14 protein-coding genes and 1 riboswitch are annotated in these 17268 nt (G+C 56.3%); of the genes, 8 read left to right on the top strand and 6 right to left on the bottom strand.

Annotated features, from left to right (window positions below):
• Nucleotides 1-14: 14 nt before the first annotated feature.
• From AU11_RS06075 to AU11_RS06040, 8 genes are all read left to right on the top strand, one after another.
• Nucleotides 15-1382 carry an aldehyde dehydrogenase family protein gene (locus AU11_RS06075; RefSeq protein ID WP_043317194.1) on the top strand — a complete coding sequence of 456 codons (1368 nt, stop codon included), beginning with the start codon at nucleotides 15-17 and terminating at the stop codon, nucleotides 1380-1382.
• A gap of 274 nt (nucleotides 1383-1656) precedes the next feature.
• A riboswitch (TPP riboswitch) is annotated at nucleotides 1657-1755 on the top strand.
• A gap of 140 nt (nucleotides 1756-1895) precedes the next feature.
• On the top strand, nucleotides 1896-3836 hold the full coding sequence (gene thiC, locus AU11_RS06070) for a phosphomethylpyrimidine synthase ThiC (RefSeq protein ID WP_043317192.1): 1941 nt from the start codon (nucleotides 1896-1898) through the stop codon (nucleotides 3834-3836).
• A gap of 341 nt (nucleotides 3837-4177) precedes the next feature.
• Nucleotides 4178-5257 carry a glycine oxidase ThiO gene (gene thiO, locus AU11_RS06065; RefSeq protein ID WP_043317191.1) on the top strand — a complete coding sequence of 360 codons (1080 nt, stop codon included), beginning with the start codon at nucleotides 4178-4180 and terminating at the stop codon, nucleotides 5255-5257.
• Nucleotides 5257-5457, top strand: coding sequence for a sulfur carrier protein ThiS (thiS, locus tag AU11_RS06060; protein ID WP_043317190.1), 201 nt, complete (start codon nucleotides 5257-5259; stop codon nucleotides 5455-5457). Before thiO ends, thiS begins: the two co-directional genes overlap by 1 nt.
• Nucleotides 5458-5470: 13 nt before the next feature.
• Entirely contained in the window at nucleotides 5471-6286 is an 816-nt protein-coding gene (locus AU11_RS06055) for a thiazole synthase (protein ID WP_043317189.1), read from the top strand.
• A complete protein-coding gene (gene thiE, locus AU11_RS06050; protein WP_043317188.1) occupies nucleotides 6283-7833 on the top strand; it encodes a thiamine phosphate synthase in 1551 nt (516 codons plus the stop codon). The genes AU11_RS06055 and thiE overlap by 4 nt, the downstream gene beginning before the upstream one ends.
• A gap of 39 nt (nucleotides 7834-7872) precedes the next feature.
• Complete coding sequence (locus AU11_RS06045; RefSeq protein ID WP_043317187.1) at nucleotides 7873-8637, top strand: HesA/MoeB/ThiF family protein; 765 nt, start codon at nucleotides 7873-7875, stop codon at nucleotides 8635-8637.
• 130 nt (nucleotides 8638-8767) lie between these two features.
• A complete protein-coding gene (locus tag AU11_RS06040) occupies nucleotides 8768-9094 on the top strand; it encodes a cytochrome c5 family protein (RefSeq protein ID WP_081847962.1) in 327 nt (108 codons plus the stop codon).
• A 183-nt stretch (nucleotides 9095-9277) separates the two neighbouring features.
• On the opposite strand, the gene AU11_RS06035 is transcribed toward AU11_RS06040, so the two are convergent.
• From AU11_RS06035 to AU11_RS06010, 6 genes are all read right to left on the bottom strand, one after another.
• Complete coding sequence (locus tag AU11_RS06035; protein WP_043317184.1) at nucleotides 9278-10108, bottom strand: type IV pili methyl-accepting chemotaxis transducer N-terminal domain-containing protein; 831 nt, start codon at nucleotides 10106-10108, stop codon at nucleotides 9278-9280.
• A gap of 130 nt (nucleotides 10109-10238) precedes the next feature.
• Nucleotides 10239-11462 (bottom strand): alginate export family protein, encoded by a 1224-nt coding sequence (locus AU11_RS06030; protein ID WP_051686997.1) that lies wholly within the window; start codon nucleotides 11460-11462, stop codon nucleotides 10239-10241.
• Nucleotides 11463-11514: 52 nt separating this feature from the next.
• Complete coding sequence (locus tag AU11_RS06025) at nucleotides 11515-12396, bottom strand: ABC transporter ATP-binding protein (protein WP_043317183.1); 882 nt, start codon at nucleotides 12394-12396, stop codon at nucleotides 11515-11517.
• Between the two features lie 58 nt (nucleotides 12397-12454).
• Nucleotides 12455-13459, bottom strand: a complete 1005-nt coding sequence (locus AU11_RS06020) for an ABC transporter permease (protein WP_043317181.1) — start codon at nucleotides 13457-13459, stop codon at nucleotides 12455-12457.
• Nucleotides 13460-13569: 110 nt separating this feature from the next.
• Nucleotides 13570-14946 (bottom strand): CmpA/NrtA family ABC transporter substrate-binding protein, encoded by a 1377-nt coding sequence (locus tag AU11_RS06015; RefSeq protein WP_043317180.1) that lies wholly within the window; start codon nucleotides 14944-14946, stop codon nucleotides 13570-13572.
• A 698-nt stretch (nucleotides 14947-15644) separates the two neighbouring features.
• On the bottom strand, nucleotides 15645-17048 hold the full coding sequence (locus AU11_RS06010; RefSeq protein ID WP_043317177.1) for an OmpP1/FadL family transporter: 1404 nt from the start codon (nucleotides 17046-17048) through the stop codon (nucleotides 15645-15647).
• Nucleotides 17049-17268 lie beyond the last annotated feature (220 nt).

Genomic DNA, 17268 nt, shown 5'->3' with positions numbered 1-17268 from the left:
AGTAGGTAAACACCATGGCCGACTATCAGATTATCAACCCGTACAGCGGCGAGCAGATCGAAGCCTACGATTTTCACAGCAAAGAGCAGGTGGAAGAGGCTATTCAATCCCTGGTTGCTGGCCGCAAAATCCAGCAGGCCACCCCGGCGTTTGAACGCTCCAATATCCTTTTGAAACTTGCCCAACTGATTCTGGAGCGCAAAGAAGATCTGGCACGCCTGATATGCGAAGAAACCGGCAAAACCATCGGTGACAGCCGTATCGAAATCGACCGCGCCTACAACACGGCCCTGTCCAGTGCCATGGAAGCCCGCAACATCAACGGTGAAGCCCTTGACTCCGACGCCTTCCCGCCCATGCGCGAAAAAATCGGCGTGGTACTGTGGAAGCCACTCGGCACCGTACTGTGTATTACCCCGTTCAATTTTCCGATCAACATTGCCGTGCATAAAATCGGCCCGGCCTTCGCCGCCGGCAACACCATCCTGTTCAAGCCCGGCCCGCAAAACAAACGCTCTGCGGAACTGCTGGTTGAACTCTGCTATGCCGCCGGCATGGAAAAATCTGTACTGCAGATGCTGATTCCGGATATCGAGGCGACCAGTTACGCGGTCTCTCACCGGGAGATCCAGGCCATCAACTTCACCGGCGGCACCGCCGCAGCCGATGCCATCGCGAAGAACGCCGGTTACAAAAAAATGTTGTTTGAACTCGGCGGCAACGACCCATTGATCGTCATGCCCGGCGCCGACCTCGACGCCGCAGTCAACGCCACCATCAATCAACGCTTCGCCACCGCCGGTCAGCGCTGCACCGCCGCCAAACGGCTGTTCGTGCACAGCGACGTATTTGACTCCTTCAGCAACAAACTCATTATCGCCACCTCCAATCTCAACGTCGGCGATCCAATGCAGGACGACACATTTATTGGCCCACTGATTCACACCGCCGCTGCCGACGAAGTGGAAGCACGCATCGAATCCGCAGTGAAAGCAGGCGCACGGGTACTTTATGGCCACAAGCGCGAAGGCAATATCCTCTGGCCAACCATCCTCGACAACGTCCCCGACGACGCCGAACTGGTTGCGGAAGAAACCTTCGGTCCGGTAGTGCCGCTGCGGAAATTTGACGATGAAGCGGAGCTGATCTCGCTGATCAACAGCTCTCCATTTGGCCTGCAGGCCGGTGTATTCACCCAAAACCTCGCCCTAGCCAAACGCCTCTACAACCAGCTGGACGTAGGCCTACTCGCCGTCAACGATGGCCCCGGCTTCCGCGCTGAACACTTTCCATTCGGTGGCGTAAAAGAAAGTGGCGTGGGCAGAGAAGGTGTGAGTTACGCCATCCGAGAAATGAGCTACCAGAAAACATTGGTGATCTAATCATTCCGAAGTCAGCGGTCTAAATCGAAGGTGTCGACGTCGGGTATTGGCTCGCAAGACCTTCCGCGAGAGGGGCCTCGTGGAAGAGCCCCCATGGATGGGTTTACGGCGTGTCTTGCGAGCCAATACCTGGTGGCGGCACCGCCAGCGGGTGAGCTACGAAGCTCAAAGAACCTCCGGAGCGCACAACTCGAGCGGCGCAAAACCAAACCCTCGAATTCAAAGACAAGCCCCAAAGACTTGTCCTTCCTCTCAAATTACCTCTATACTCGGCTCCAACTTGTCGGAGTGCCTTAGGGCTGAGATCGCTGTTGCGAGATCCGTTGAACCTGATCGGGGTAACCCCCGCGTAGGGAACAAGATCTGAATTCGCTACATTTCGTACGCACGTTTGAATCCGGATTTAAACTGAGTTTTAAATCTCTGCGTCCGAAACCCGCTCTCCCCTCTGCCCCGGCAATCCACTCACGGATACCATCCACGGAACGTCCCAACAGGACGCAAGGGGTCAGCATGTCTCAAGTCGCCGAAGCAAAAATTACAACCAATAAAGCGGATAAGAAAAGCCGTGCCGAACAACAGCAAAGCGCCAAAGAATTTCTCGATAACCTAACCGCCCAGCAATTCCCCAACTCTCGCAAAGTCTATTTGCAGGGGGAACGCGAAGGCGTCAAGGTCGGCGTACGCGAGATCTGCCTCGGCCAGTCTCTGGTAGGTGGAGACGAAGCCAACCCTGTATTCGAACCCAACGAACCCCTGCAGGTCTACGACACCGCCGGCCCATACTCCGATCCCGACTTCAAACCCAACGTCCGCGAAGGCCTGCCCAAACTGCGCCAACAGTGGATCGAAGACCGCGGCGATACCGAAATTCTCGACACCCGTCAGGCCGCCTACAGCCAGAAACGCATGGCCGACCAGGGGCTCGACCATATCCGGTTTGACAACCTGCCTGCACCGCGCAAAGCCAAGCCCGGTAAAAATGTTTCCCAGATGCACTACGCCCGCCAGGGCATCATCACCCCGGAAATGGAATTTATCGCCATCCGCGAAAATATGGGGCGCGCACAGCTGGCCGAGCAGCTGACTGATAAGGACTATCAGAAAGCCCGCGACGGTATCTATATCCCACCGCAGATCACCCCGGAATTCGTCCGCCGCGAAGTCGCCGAAGGCCGTGCGATCATTCCCGCGAATATCAACCACACAGAACTGGAACCGATGATCATCGGCCGCAACTTCCTGTGTAAAGTGAACTCCAACATCGGCAACTCCGCGATAACCTCTTCCATTGAAGAAGAAGTGGAAAAACTTGTCTGGTCCATTAAATGGGGCGGTGACACCGTCATGGATCTGTCCACCGGACAGAACATCCACGAAACCCGGGAATGGATCCTGCGCAATAGCCCGGTACCCATCGGCACCGTACCGATTTATCAGGCCCTGGAAAAAGTGAACGGCGTCGCCGAAGACCTCAACTGGGACGTATTCCGCGATACCTTGATCGAACAGGCAGAGCAGGGCGTCGACTACTTCACCATTCATGCAGGTGTACTGCTGCGCTACGTACCACTGACCGCCAAACGCGTCACCGGCATCGTCTCCCGCGGCGGCTCCATCATGGCCAAATGGTGCCTCGCCCACCACAAAGAAAACTTCCTCTACACCCACTTCGAAGATATTTGTGAAATCCTAAAAGCCTACGACGTCAGCTTCTCACTGGGCGACGGCCTGCGACCCGGCTGTATCGCCGATGCCAACGACGAAGCCCAGTTCGGCGAACTGCGCACCCTTGGCGAACTCACCGAAATCGCCTGGAAACACGACGTCCAGACCATGATCGAAGGCCCCGGCCACGTGCCCATGCACAAGATCAAAGAAAACATGGACGAGCAGCTCGAACACTGTCACGGCGCTCCCTTCTATACCTTGGGCCCCTTGACCACCGACATCGCCCCCGGCTACGACCACATCACTTCCGGCATCGGTGCCGCCATGATCGGCAGCATGGGCTGCGCCATGCTCTGTTACGTGACTCCCAAAGAGCACCTCGGCCTGCCGAATAAAGAAGACGTAAAAGAAGGCCTAATGGCCTACAAAATCGCCGCCCATGCCGCCGACCTCGCCAAAGGCCACCCAAGAGCCTACAAACGCGACGACGCCCTCTCCAAGGCCCGCTTTGAATTCCGCTGGGAAGACCAATTCAACCTCGGCCTCGACCCCGAACGCGCGCGCATGTACCACGACGAAACCCTGCCCAAAGAATCAGGCAAAGTCGCCCACTTCTGCTCCATGTGCGGCCCGAAATTCTGCTCGATGAAAATCACTCAGGACGTCCGTGACTATTCCAAAAAGCTAGAGGCCGCAAAACAGGAAGCAGAAGCGAATAAAGGAATGGAAGAAATGTCCATCAAGTTCAAAGAACTAGGTGCAGAGATTTACCACAAGGGATAAGGAATCACTGAAAAGCTACTGCGCGTGCGCCTGGCGGCGTCCGGCGGTGCTCGTAATCCTCACGTACTGCAAGTACGCTCCGGTTACTGCGCTCCGGCGGCCACCACCAGCCACCCGCTCGCTACGCTTTTCAGCGATTCCTTCCGAGATTGATCGAAATAGCAGAACTTGATGCGAAGGCAGTGGTGCGGGTAAGCCTTTGCCAGACCTTCTGCGAGAGGGACCTCGCAGAAGAGCCCCCATGAATGGGTTGAGGGGGGGCGCCTAGCTCGTGTCTGGCAAAGGCTTACCCGTAGCGCTGCCGCCCCGAGTTGCCCGAGCACGAACCCCGGAATTAAAACGTGGCACAAGCCAAATTAAAGATTGGAATTGCAGGAGCTGGCCTAATGGGCCGCCTTCTAGCCTGGCGTTTGTCTGAAAAAGGCCACCAAGTAACCCTGTTCGAATCCGGTAGCCTGGAAAAACCTGCGGGCGCCTGCCACACTGCCGCCGGCATGATCTCTCCACTGTCGGAACTGTTCCACTGTCCACTTCCAGTCTACCAACTGGGTATGCAAAGCCTGCAACACTGGCCAAGCTGGGTAAGCCAACTGGAACAAACCACCGGCACTAACGTCGATTACCGCGAGAAGGGCAGCATCCTCATCGCCCACCCACAAGATCGCAACGAACTCCTTCAATTCCAACAGGAACTCAACGCAAAACTGGGCCCAGAGAATCGCGACCAACTGCAATGGCTAGACAATAACTCCCTACGAAACCTGGAGCCCGAACTAGACCGCTTCGACCAAGGCCTTTACCTCTCTTCTGAGGCCGACATCGACAATCGCAAACTACTGCCCGCGCTGCTCAAAGCGATCAAGCAAAACAAAATCGAAATCTGCGAAAACACCCCGGTAGATTGCACCCCCGAAATAATCCAAACCAAAAACGGCAGCGAACATTTTGACCTGGTCATCGATACCCGCGGCCTCGGTGCAAAAAATCAGATCAGTCGCCTGCGCGGCGTCCGCGGCGAAGTCATGGTCGTAGAAACCCCGGAAGTGCAACTAAACCGCCCCGTGCGCCTGCTGCACCCCCGATACCAACTCTACGCGGTACCCAGAGCCAACAACCAGACCGTCATCGGCGCCACCGAAATTGAAAGCGAAGATATGAGTCCCATATCCCTGCGCTCCACCATGGAACTCTCCAGCGCACTCTATTCGATTCACCCCGCATTCGCCGAGGCCCGCGTCATCGAAACCCGCGTCAACTGCCGCCCGGCAACCATGGACAACCTGCCGGTAGTGGAAAGCGAACCGGGCCTCATCCGAATCAACGGCCTTTTCCGCCACGGCTACCTGCTGGGCCCCGCACTGGTAGTCCAGACCGAAACTGAAATTTCCAGATTAACTCAAGCGACACAACAGGTGACCTGATGCAACTACTGGTCAATGGCGAAACAAAAAACTTTGACAGTGCACAAACATTGTCTGAAGTATTGCAAAAATTGGGCTACAGCGGCGAGACCTTTGCCGTTGCCGTCAACGGCGATTTCGTTCCCCGGGCAACCTACGAACAGACATCGCTGAACGCCGGCGATAGCCTGGATATCGTCGCCCCGGTAGTAGGCGGCTGAAAGGAGAGAGCACATGGCCGATAAACTGAAACTCTACGGAAAAGAATTCCACAGCCGTTTGCTGGTGGGCACCGCACTCTATCCGTCGCCGGCGATCATGCGCGAATCTGTCGCCGCCTCTGGATCGGAAATCATCACCCTGTCCCTGCGCCGCCAGAGCCCAGCTCAGCAGCAGGGCAAAATAATCTGGGACTATATCCAGGAATCCGGCTGCCAGTTATTGCCCAATACCGCCGGCTGCAAAACCCCTAAAGAAGTGATCGCACTGGCAGAAATGAGCCGGGAAATTTTCGGCACTGACTGGCTCAAACTGGAAGTGATCGGCGACGACTACAACCTGCAACCAGACCCCTTCGGACTGATCGAAGCTGCGCGGGAACTGGTGCAGCGCGGCTTCAAGGTGCTGCCTTATTGCACCGACGACCTGGTTGTGTGCCGCAAGCTGCTGGACGTGGGTTGCGAAGTGCTGATGCCCTGGGGCTCCCCCATCGGCACCGGTCGCGGTCTGATGAACAAATACAATCTGCAAACCCTGCGCGAACGCCTGCCGGACACTCCGCTGATTATCGACGCTGGTATCGGCGCACCCTCCCAGGCCTGCGAAGCCATGGAGATGGGATTTGATGCAGTCTTGCTAAACACCGCCATCGCCAAGGCGCAGAATCCGGTACTGATGGCGGAGTCCTTCAGGCTCGCCGTGCAGTCCGGCCGCGCCGCGCGCAATGCGGGACTGATGCTCAAACGCCAGACTGCCAGCCCCAGTACACCGACGCTGGACATGCCGTTCTGGCAGCAGACGATCAGCGCAGAAAATGGGGAGAAGGTATGAGCGGTACCGGACACCATCGCCCCATCGTATGGACCATTGCCGGCAGCGATTCCGGCGGCGGTGCGGGTATTCAGGCGGACCTGCTCACCATGCACGATCTCGGTGTGCACGGTTGCAGCGCCATCACCGCCAATACCGCCCAGAACACCCTCGGTGTACCGGCGATCAATGCGGTATCCGATGAAGTGCTGAAATCCCAGCTGGATGCATTGCACGCCGACCTCAAACCGGCGGCCATCAAGATCGGCCTGCTGGCAAACGCCGGGCAGGTTCGCCTGGTGGCGAAATTTCTGCGTGCGCTGAAATCCGCAGGCGAGTCCATCCCGGTGATCTACGATCCGGTGGCCGTCGCCACCAGCGGCGCGCAGTTGACCGAAGGCAGCACCGGTGCCGCCGTGTTGACGGAACTGTTGCCCCTGTGCGATCTGATCACACCCAACAGTATCGAGCTGGAATGGCTGGCGGCAACTGACGTTGATAACGCTGTGGCAATTCTCGAGGCCGCGCATAAAGTGCGAGGTAATCACAGTGCTGCACTGTTGGTGACCGGCGGCCACTTTGAATTAGAGCCGGGCACCACGGCAGACTTGCTTTGCTCAGGGTCCGGTGAGAATTCCAGTAATGACTGGCTGATCGGCAAAAAAATCGATACTCCCGATGCCCACGGTACCGGCTGCACCCTATCTTCGGCGATCGCGGCATTACTGGCGCTGGGCTACCCGCTGAAAGACGCCTGCGTGGTGGCCAATGCCTATGTGCGCCGCGGGCTGCGCCTGGGCGACAGCGATCATATCGGTGCGGGCCCCGGCCCGGTGGGGCACTGTGGCTGGCCCACAGAATTGCAGGACTTTCCCGAAGTACTGGTCGCCGGCAGCGAGCGCGCGAAATCATTCGGAGTCTTTAATGAGAAAGCGGCTGCGGCGTTTGCCGCCGAGTTCGCGCAGCCGGATTCTCATCAACTTGGGCTTTACCCGGTTGTGGAAACCGTGGAGTGGATCGAGAAACTGGCGGAGGAGGGTGTGCGCACGCTGCAGTTGCGCATCAAGGATCCGGGCCGCGACCTGAAAGAGCAGATTGAGCGCGCCGTCGCCATTGGTCGCCGCTACGATCTGCGGCTGTTTATCAACGACTATTGGCAGCTCGCCATTGACTGCGGGGCTTACGGAGTGCATTTGGGGCAGGAAGATCTGCAGACCGCAGATCTGAAGGTGATCCGAGAGGCGGGGCTCAAGCTCGGTATCAGCACCCACGGCTTTTTCGAATTGCTCTATGCCTATCAATATCGGCCCAGCTACTTGGCCATCGGCGCCATCTACGCCACCAATACCAAGGATATGAGTGGACAATTGCAAGGGCCCCGGAAGCTGACCCGGATGGCGGCCCTGCTGCCGGATTATCCACTGGTGGCCATTGGCGGTATTAACCTTGAGCGGGCACCGGCGGTGGCCGCAAGCGGCGTGGGCAGTATCGCGGTGGTGACGGCGATAACCCGGGCCCCCGACTACCGCGCCGCTGTGGCACAATTGCGTGCAGTGATCGATCAATAGCTATTGATTCGTTGAAATCTTGCCGAGAGAAACCGAGCCGTGTTGAGTCGTAAACAGCTACAGCGTTACAGCCGCCAGATCATGTTGCCGCAGATCGGTGAAGCGGGGCAGGAGAAGTTGGGCGCAGCGCGGGTCCTGGTGATCGGCCTCGGTGGCCTTGGCAGCCCGGCGGCACTGTATCTGGCCGCTGCAGGTATCGGTGAGCTGCACCTGGTGGATGGCGACAAGGTAGAGGTTTCCAACCTGCAGCGTCAGGTGCTTTACAAAACCAATCACCGGGAAAAGGACAAGGCCCAGGTGGCGGCGCAGCAGCTGACCGCCGCCAATCCCGAAATCCGTATCTACGCACATTGCCGTATGGCCGATGAGGGCTGGCTCACCGAATTGCTATCCCAGCAGTCTTTCGATCTGGTACTGGACTGCACCGACAACCTGAAGATACGGCACAGTATCAATCGCGCCTGCCGTGCGCAGAGAGTCCCAGTGATAATGGCTTCAGTACGGGGATTTTCCGGACAACTGGTAAGCTTCGATTTTCGCTTACAGTCCAGTCCCTGTTATGCATGCCTGTTTCCGCCAACGGCGACGCAGAGTGATTTGCCGGAAGTGGATAACTGCTCAACCGTCGGTGTGATTGGCCCCGCACTGGGGGTAATGGGGAGTACTCAGGCTCTGGAGGCGATCAAAATACTGGTGGGTTTACCGGTGAGCAGCCTGAATAAGCTGCAGTTATTCGAGGCTGGCAGCCTGGAGTGGCGTGCCCTCACACTATCAGGAAGCAGCACTTGCCCTGTTTGTGGATAACCAGTACAACGGAGCTGTACCAACAATAAATAGAGGGCGTATCTTGTCTGTTCATACTTTTCTCCGGGTTCTTGTCGCATTCACGCTTGGTTCATTGCTCTTTGGTTGTGGTGAAAAATCCTCAGAAGAGATGTCCATCTCCGAAAAGCCTGCCCAGGAAGTGGCCGTCGAAGAGGTGGAAACACAGCCAGTCGCGGAAGTGGATACCGTGCATATCTCCCCCAAGCTGTTGGAAACCTATCAGCAGACCTGCGGAGGCTGTCATGAAAAAGGCCTTGTGGGTGCGCCCGTCACCGGGGATGCCGAAGCCTGGAAACCGCGCCTTGCCAAGGGCATGGATACCATGGTGAAGCACGCCCGGGATGGCTTCAATGCAATGCCGCCCGCAGGGCTTTGTTTCCACTGTTCCGATGAGGACTATGCGGCGCTGATCATCTATATGTCCACTGCCAAGTAGCCATGTGGGGCGCGGCCTGAAGGAACATCTGCTGTGCCTTGTCTCTATGGGGCAATGATTGATTCGCGATTGGTTCATTGGGAAATGGGGCACCCTGTCGGTGGAGGCAAGACACAGCAGCTGTTCGCTTCGGATCACCGAAGAGTGCATGAGTTTGCTCAGCACATACTCGCGAGCTTGTAATCAGCGGGCGGCAAGTTCCACCGCGTTTAATAACTGCGCGTACTGACCGGTAATTATGTTCATGTTGCGCAACATGATGTCGGTGGTACCGGTGATGACATGAATCTGCCGCGCCTCCGATATCTGCATCTCCCCATCAAATCCGCGGCTGGCATAATGCAGGTGCCCCTGGGTTTTCAGCAGATTGCGGGTGATATCTGGTGTATTCAGCGGGCTTTCCAGTAGAAAGGTCAGCATCTGCTCGAACTCCGCCAGATCCTCGTACAGTAAACGCGTGCCGTCGCTGCCGGCCACCCCCCAATACTGGGCAACATAATTTTTTGCGATACGCTGAGACAGCATACGCTGTCGGCCGGATACGTTAACCAGTTCGGCGCTGCTGTGATCGGCCAGTGCCTGCAGGCGCATCACGTAGGTGTGGGCTGCAGGTAATAGAGTATTGCTGCGCTGGAACAGCTGCGCAGCAGTAGTTTTATTCACCGGTTGCCGGGCAACTTCCGCAAAAGCATCCCACTCTTGCTGAACCTGTCGCAAGGTATTGGCGAGCGGTTTCGCCGGTTCAAAGTTGGTGAGTCGCCCGAGATTACGCTCGAACTCTGCCATGGAGCGCTCAAAAACCTGACGGTGCTTGTCTACCGACGGCTGTACACCCCTTAGAATATAGGACTGTGTAATACGCTGAGACAGCATCCTCTGGCGTCCGGCGATATTGATGGCATCGCCCATGCTGAATCCGACATTGGCCGGATCAGCCGGTGCTTCCGCTTTGGCTGCAAATACCGGCGCGGTGCCCACTACAAATAACAGAAACAGGGAGAAAACGGATTTCATACTCTCTTTCCTGACTGAAAAATGGATGAGAAAGGGAGGGAGATAGGGAAGAAGAAAAAGTCCCGGCCTTGCGGCCGGGTAAATACTCAACGAGTGACTCAGGTTAAACCCTGTGAGTGGTTGCTTCCCTTTAGAATTTTGTCGCAGCGGTAAGCCAGAGTTTGTCGGTGTCCACACTGAAATCGTCCGCACTGTACGCGCTGTATTTCAGGCTGAGATTGACGCCGGAAAGGGTGCCCGCCACGAGAAAGCCCGCTTCGCTTCCCAGTTTATCCATACCGGATACACCGCTGTCGTCGGAGCTCAACTGATGGTAATTGAGTGCAAACTTGACGCCGGCGAGACTGGTACCTGCGGAAATGTACACGTCCTCAATACCGCCTACGATGTTTCCGGTACCTCCACCGAGAAATTGATCGGTCCAGCCCTGAAACTTGTGCAGGGTGGCCAGGGGGGTGATGAACTGTCCGTTCGCGCCGTCCGCACCCAGTAGTTCGTAGCCGCCGGAAATGGTGATGCTTCCCAGCTTGTAGCTACCTTCTGCTAGGAGGTAATCCGCATCGTAGTCTGCAGGGTTGTTTGCCGCGGAGGACTGGGTGGCATATTCCAGCGCATAGGAGAGGTCGCCCTTGCCTCCGGCAAAGCGCACACCGTAAGTGTCGGTGGAGAAGGCCGCTGCATCCTCGTTGTCGATCAGGTAGGCATAACCGCTGAGCGTGCCGGCGGAAAGCCCCGCGTACTTACCATTCAGCAGATAGGTATCATTGGTATGATCGCCCACCGGGCTATCCTCGCCAAAAATTCGGTTCACGTTTCTGACTCGCGCCAGAAACAATGTGGTGTCGGCGAGGCTGGTGTTGGTAACGCTGAAGGCATCGTAGGTCTGTTCATTCTGACGGAAGCCGACACCGCCAACTAAGCGCTGGTTATCCAGCAGGATGCGTTGACGACCGTATTTGAAGGTGGTGGTGCCAGTAGCGTAGGCCAGGTAAGCCTGGTTCACTTCGGTACCCTCCGGATCGCCCACACCGCCTTCGAATTCCGTAATATGCGTGACGTCGTCCATTTCGATCAGGGTGCTGAAACCTGCATAGGCTGCGGAAGTAAATGTAAGACGTGTCTGCAGGCTGGTCAGATCCACATTACTGCCGTCCACATCCACGAATTCAGAGCGGGCGCGGAAGCCCAGGGATACATCACCTTGAGCCAGAGCATCAGCGAAGCTGTTTACCTCCGGTGCCTGCTGCTCGGACATTTCCTGGGCGAAGACCGGTGCTGCAGCTATGGTGCTTATGGTGAGCGCGAGCAGGTTCTTGCGCAGTGAGAATTGGGAAATGAGAGTCTGATTTTTCATATTGTTTTCCTGTTGCGGAGATTAAAAGCCAAGTCAGCAAGGCGCAATAAAATCAGGCGGCGTCTTCCACCGCTTCTTTCTGCGCGTGACCTGTTGTGGTGTTTTCTGTCGTCTGCAGGGGTTTGGCAACGGTTTTTTTGACGGGAACGTCGGGCTTACTGTGCCGTTCGTGCAGAAATTTCAGTACCTTGGAGCGATACTGGTTGTAGAGCGGGTCGTTCGCCAGTTCCAGGCGGTGGCGCGGGCGCTCAAGATCAACGTCGAGAATCTCTCCGATGGTGGCGGCGGGACCGTTGGTCATCATCACAATGCGGTCCGATAACAATACGGCCTCATCCACATCGTGGGTGATCATAATTACGGTGTTGTTCAGCTCCGCCTGAATCTCCATCAGGGAGTCTTGCATATGTGCGCGGGTCAATGCGTCCAGTGCGCCAAAGGGTTCATCCATCAGCAATACTTTGGGCTGCATGGCCAGGGCGCGGGCGATACCCACGCGCTGCTTCATACCACCGGAAATTTCATTCGGGCGCTTGTGCAGAGCGTGGTTCATGTGCACCAGATCAAGATTGTGCTCGATCCACTCGCGCATCTCAGCTTTGGATTTGCTGTTGCCAAAAACCTGTTTGACCGCCAGTTCCACATTCTCATAGGCGGTGAGCCAGGGCAACAGAGAGTGATTTTGAAAGACCACTGCACGCTCCGGGCCCGGTTCGGTGACTTCCTTGCCATTGAGGATCACGCCGCCGCGGGTGGCCTGGTAGAGGCCGGCAACCACATTGAGTACGGTGGATTTGCCGCAGCCGGAGTGGCCGATCAGGGAGACAAACTCCCCCTGGGCAATTTTCAGGTCGACGTCCCGCAGGGCGGTGAATGGGCCCTTGGGGGTCGGGAATTCCATATCGATGTGACTGATGTCGAGAAGTACGCTCATTGGTTCAGGCTCCGTAAAATGAGTTACCCGGTGCTGTTTCGTTCCGGTGCAGATGGGGTTACTGGTTTGCTGATTTATCCCAAGAGACCAGTTTCTGCAGAGTGAGCATGCCGCGGTCCAGCAGGAAGCCGATCACACCGATCACCAGTACAGCGGCCATGATTCGCGCAAGGGAGTCGGAGCTGCCATTCTGGAATTCATCCCATACAAATTTTCCGAGGCCGGGATTTTGCGCCAGCATTTCCGCGGCAATCAGCACCATCCAGGCCACACCCAGGGAGAGACGCATACCGGTAAAGATCATGGGGACCGAGGCGGGCAGTACAATTTTCTGTACATGGCGCAGGGCGGGCAGACGCAGTACCTTGCTGACATTCACCAAGTCCCGATCGATGCCGGCTACACCCACAGCGGTATTGATAACCATGGGCCACAGGCAACACAGGGTGACGGTAATCAGGGAAACCAGGAAAGATTTGGCGACCACCGGATCGGGTGTTGCGTAGAGCGCGGAGACTACCATGGTGACCAGTGGTAGCCAGGCCAGTGGGGATACCGGTTTGAATACCTGAATGATCGGGTTGATCGCGTTGTTCAGGGGTTTGCTCAGGCCGATGGCGATACCCAGGGGGATGGCGATAGCCACCGCTAGTAGGAAACCACTCATCACGGTTATCAGGCTGGTCACAATCTGGTCGAGAAAGGTTTCCTTGCCGGTATAGGCGCGGATCTTGGGCTCGTAACTTGGATCTTTCGCTACACGCTCGGCGTTGCGCTTTTCCTGCCGCTGGTAAAATGCCTGCTCTTTTTCCCGTGATCGCTGGTGTTCATCGTACAGGGAGTTGAACTGCTCCATCACTGCAGCGGGTCCCGGGAATTTGCCCAGGGACGTATCGATGTTCTGTGCGGTGATGGACCACAGTAGCAGGAAAGTGAACATGCCCGCTAGGGGCAGGGCGATCAACCGAATGGCTCCGCTGACGAGGGTTCGATTGAAGACTTCGCTCAGTTGCGGCAGCTTGAAGCCTATCAATTTTGTGGCATTCGCGGTGGTGGTCGTCATTCCAGTTACCTCTGCACACGGCGTTGAGTGTTATGAGTGAGCATTTTTTGCGGGCGCTGACCGGTAGCTCTGGGCAGCGCCTTGTCTGGGTATTGCGTGAGAAAGCCGATTTACAGTTTTTGTCCGGACTTAAGGCCTATGGCGAATTTTTCGATATATTCATTGGGCTTCTGGCCGTTGTAGACGATACCGTCGATAAAATGGGTCTGCGGATTGCGGAAGCCATCTTCGGTGTCGAAATCCGGGAACTGCTCGGCACTAGCCAGTTTTTCTTCAATCAGAGACTTGGCGGCAGCGGCGTAAATGTCCGGGCGGTACACCTTGGCTGCCAGTTCCTTGTACCACGCGTCTGGCTTGTCTTCAGAAATCTGGCCCCAGCGCCGCATTTGTGTGAGATACCAGATAGCGTCGGAGTAGTAGGGGTAGGTGGCGTTGTAGCGGAAGAAGACGTTGAAGTCGGGCACTTCGCGTTTGTCGCCTTTTTCGTATTCAAAGGTGCCGGTCATGCTGTTGGCAATCACGTCATAGTCGGCGCCCACATAGTTGGACTGGGAGAGGATTTTCACCGCTTCCGAGCGGTTGGCGTTGTTGTTCTCATCCAGCCACATGGCGGCACGGATCAGGGCGCGGGTAACACGTACGGTGGTATTGGGGTATTTCTCGGCGAACTCTTTCGTGATACCGAAGACTTTTTCCGGGTTGTCTTTCCAGATTTCATAGTCCGTCACAACCGGAACACCGATATCCTTGAATACCGCCTGCTGGTTCCAGGGTTCACCCACGCAGTAGCCGTAGATTGTGCCGGCTTCCAGTGTTGCGGGCATTTGTGGGGGCGGGGTTACCGAGAGCAGTGCGTCGGCATCGATCTGTCCGGATGTGTCGCCCTTGTGGGGGGCATAGAAACCGGGGTGGATACCACCGGCGGCCAGCCAGTAGCGCAGCTCATAGTTATGGGTAGACACGGGGAATACCATTCCCATATTGAATGGTTTGCCTTCGGCCTTGTATTTTTCCACCACGGGTTTCAGAGCGTCTGCCTTGATCGGGTGAACCGGGCGGCCGTCTTCCATTTTCGGGATATTCGGTTTCATCTCTTCCCAGATGGCGTTTGAAACGGTGATGCCATTGCCATTCAGGTCCATGGAAAATGGGGTGATGATATCCGCCTTGGTGCCAAAGCCCATGGTGGCGGCAATAGGTTGGCCCGCCAGCATGTGAGCGCCGTCCAGGCGGCCATCGATTACACCGTCGAGCAAAACTTTCCAGTTGGCCTGAGCTTCGATGGTGACGTACAGGCCTTCATCTTCAAAAAAGCCTTTTTCGTAGGCGATGGCGATGGGCGCCATGTCCGTGAGCTTGATAAAACCGAACGTCAGTTCCTCCTTTTCCGGGTAACCAAGTTCTTTTGCGGTGGCGGGCGCGCTACTAAAGCCCATAGTCAGCACTAGCGAAGCGGCGAGTGTCTTGAAGGGTTTGTTCCTGATCATGATTCGTGTGCTCCAGGTTCCTGTTTGCGAAGTATTCAGTTTTCTGTGAGTCCGCAGTGCGCCGCCGATGCGGTAATCAAAAATCACACCTGCAAAAAAAAACGCTCACCAAACTCCCGTCGCCTGTGACGGGGTTGGTGAGCGCCTCTGCTCAAGGGCATACGCTTGCGCGCTGCCAGACTATTTTTTTGACGCCGTTGCCGGCTCAATCAATCAACGGATGTGAATTGGGTGTTTTTTGTTGTGATCCGGTCCGGTACGAAAATGTATTGCTGCGATGGATCACTGTTGAAAACGGTACTGCAGGGTCCGTGCCAACTTTTTTAGCACCGGTTCTGAGGCGCTTGATAAGGGGCGTGGGGGAAAACTGGCTCAGGAGGGTACTGTGGGAGGTCCAGATGCCCCTAAGTGACTGTAATTCAACAAGGTTTTATCGCCTTTCAGTCACCCGGAAATACCGGTGGGCAATTTTAGGTGGAACCCTGTTCATCGCTGTACGCAATGGTTTGAGGTGGGAGCGGCGGCGTGAAAACGTGCGTCAAGACACACTGTCGCTCTGTCACAATTGCCCTTTGTGGTGCACGCTCGGTGCGCGGTGCGGGAATGTTTTGGTGCGTGAGCGTTAAGGTGGGGCAATAAAAAAGGCCGGGTGTTGCCACCCGGCCTTGCTTGAATTGCAGCTTTACCCGTTCGTCGGATCAGAAACTGTAGTTCAGGCCTACACCAGCGATCCAGGCTTCCAGATTGGTGGTGCCACCGTCAAAGTAGGTATTGAGTGCGCCACCCAGTGCCGATACCGGCAGGCTGGAGAATTCCTGAATGGTGGAGTCGTCACCCCAGATATAGGCGAGACCACCGTCGATGCTCAACTGATTGTTGAATTTGTAAGTACCGCCGAAGGTCACCCACTGGCGATCGTTGTCCGGGATGGACAGGGTGCGCCAGGTGATGTCGCGGCCCACCAGTTCGCTTTCTTCGGTGTATAGACCGTCGCGGGCGGCACCTTCGTCATAGGCGTAGCCCATGCGCCAGGTCACTTCTTCGCAAGGGTAGTACTCCAGGCCCACGCTGTAGCGCCAGCCACTCTTGAAGTTCTCTTCCTTGATGTGCAACGGGTTGTAGGGCAGGTAGGGCTCGCCGCCAACGGTCTGATCGGGGAAGAATGCTTCCAGGCGCTCGAAGTCGTCCCAATCGGTCCAGGTGGCGCCTACCGCCAGGCCCCACTCGTTATTGAAGCGGTGATAGAGGCCGATCTCGGCCACATCCGGAAGGTCCAGGGTCAGGTCGGCAGGTTCGTTGTCGAACGGTAAGCCGGTAACCACGGATGGCAGCAGGTCAGAATCTACGTCGGCGTCGAGCTTGGGATCAAACTCTGCCTGGTAGGAAATACCGATACGGGTGCGGTCGGTAATGTTCCACAGTGCACCAATTGCCCAACTGGTATCCCAGTCGTCACCGCTGGCGTTAAGGATTTTGGCGTTGGACAGTGACGGGTCAACCGGGAAGTCGTTGGGTACCTTGGTGTTCAGGGTAGCGTCCGCGTACAGGAAGTTTACGGAAACCCCAACGCTGAATACGTCGCGGTAGTTGTAGGCTACGGATGGTGCGAGGTTGACGGTCAGCAGTTCCGTTTTGTCGGAGATGTGGGTTACCAGCCAGTTGGAATCGAAATCGGTTTCCAGACCGTAGTCCGCATTCATCGCAAAACCGAACGACCAGCAGTCATCAATTGGCACTGCGACATAGCCAAACGGCACTATGGCGTCGGTGGCGTAGTCGTTGGCTTCCTGGTACAGCGGTTCGGTCAGCGGAAACTCGCCATTGGGAGTCTGGGCGAAAAACTGGGTGTAACCGGCGGCGTCGATTTCCGGGTCGACATAATTGAAGCCACCGGTAATGGTGATGCGGTCAAACAGTGCTGAACCTGCGGGGTTGCGGGCGAGAATGGCGGCGTTGTCACCGACGGTGTTCTCGGCGGCATAGGCACGGCCAAGGCCGCTGACACTGGATTCCTGAAGTGCAAAGCCAGCAGCCATGGCGCCGCTGGATGCGGAACAGATTGCTGCCGCTAATGCGGCTCTGCGCAAAGTTTTGATAGTCATGAGGTCCCACTCTTTTGCTGAAAATTATGCCAGCGGGAATTTGGCCCAATACTGGCGAAGAAGCTTTTCCAGAAAGTTTTTGCTTCAAGCAAACAAATTCCCAGTAGCTTGATTCTAGCAGTGCGAATTTTACGCACGGGGAGAATGCGACGACTTTATAGTAGCCTGTAGCGGAAAAATCTACGGTTTGTCGTAAATTTTTTGTATAGATGTGAAAAAA

Source organism: Microbulbifer sp. HZ11, from assembly GCF_000708675.1.
Lineage (GTDB): Bacteria > Pseudomonadota > Gammaproteobacteria > Pseudomonadales > Cellvibrionaceae > Microbulbifer.
The sequence above is the reverse complement of the archived record's forward strand: the minus strand, read 5'-3'. Positions and strand labels throughout refer to the sequence as shown.

Coding starts and splice junctions, on each gene's coding strand:
- AU11_RS06075 (WP_043317194.1), top strand. CDS start 15: ATGGCCGACTATCAGATTATCAACCCGTACAGCGGCGAGCAGATCGAA.
- thiC (WP_043317192.1), top strand. CDS start 1,896: ATGTCTCAAGTCGCCGAAGCAAAAATTACAACCAATAAAGCGGATAAG.
- thiS (WP_043317190.1), top strand. CDS start 5,257: ATGCAACTACTGGTCAATGGCGAAACAAAAAACTTTGACAGTGCACAA.
- AU11_RS06055 (WP_043317189.1), top strand. CDS start 5,471: ATGGCCGATAAACTGAAACTCTACGGAAAAGAATTCCACAGCCGTTTG.
- thiE (WP_043317188.1), top strand. CDS start 6,283: ATGAGCGGTACCGGACACCATCGCCCCATCGTATGGACCATTGCCGGC.
- AU11_RS06040 (WP_081847962.1), top strand. CDS start 8,768: ATGTCCATCTCCGAAAAGCCTGCCCAGGAAGTGGCCGTCGAAGAGGTG.
- AU11_RS06035 (WP_043317184.1), bottom strand. CDS start 10,108: ATGAAATCCGTTTTCTCCCTGTTTCTGTTATTTGTAGTGGGCACCGCG.
- AU11_RS06030 (WP_051686997.1), bottom strand. CDS start 11,462: ATGAAAAATCAGACTCTCATTTCCCAATTCTCACTGCGCAAGAACCTG.
- AU11_RS06025 (WP_043317183.1), bottom strand. CDS start 12,396: ATGAGCGTACTTCTCGACATCAGTCACATCGATATGGAATTCCCGACC.
- AU11_RS06020 (WP_043317181.1), bottom strand. CDS start 13,459: ATGACGACCACCACCGCGAATGCCACAAAATTGATAGGCTTCAAGCTG.
- AU11_RS06015 (WP_043317180.1), bottom strand. CDS start 14,946: ATGATCAGGAACAAACCCTTCAAGACACTCGCCGCTTCGCTAGTGCTG.
- AU11_RS06010 (WP_043317177.1), bottom strand. CDS start 17,048: ATGACTATCAAAACTTTGCGCAGAGCCGCATTAGCGGCAGCAATCTGT.